At 60.2% G+C, this 329-nt stretch carries 1 protein-coding gene; it reads left to right on the forward strand.

Annotated features, from left to right (window positions below):
* The coding region (locus M5B96_RS32465) for a peroxiredoxin-like family protein (RefSeq protein WP_248801261.1) at positions 1–329 on the forward strand (329 nt) is incomplete at both ends.

Genomic DNA, 329 nt, shown 5'->3' on the forward strand with positions numbered 1-329 from the left:
AGCGCGGTGCCAGCCTGGTGGCGATTTCGCCGCAGAGCCAAGCCAACAGCCGCAAATCGCAACGTCAAAACGGCCTGGGGTTTCCGATCCTCAGCGACAGCGGCAATGAAGTGGCGGCTGCTTTCGGCCTGCGGTTCAAACTGCCGGACTACCTGGTTGAACTCTATCTGAGCCTGGGCAACAACCTGCCGGTCATCAATGGTGATCAGAGCTGGACCTTGCCGATGCCGGGGCGTTTCGTCATCGGCCAGGACGGCATCATTCTGTACGCGGAGGTGAATCCCGATTACACGCTGCGTCCAGAGCCCACTGAGTTGCTGCCTGCGTTA

The sequence above is a fragment of the Pseudomonas sp. MWU13-2105 genome (assembly GCF_023242315.1).
In the GTDB taxonomy this organism is placed as follows: Bacteria; Pseudomonadota; Gammaproteobacteria; order Pseudomonadales; family Pseudomonadaceae; genus Aquipseudomonas.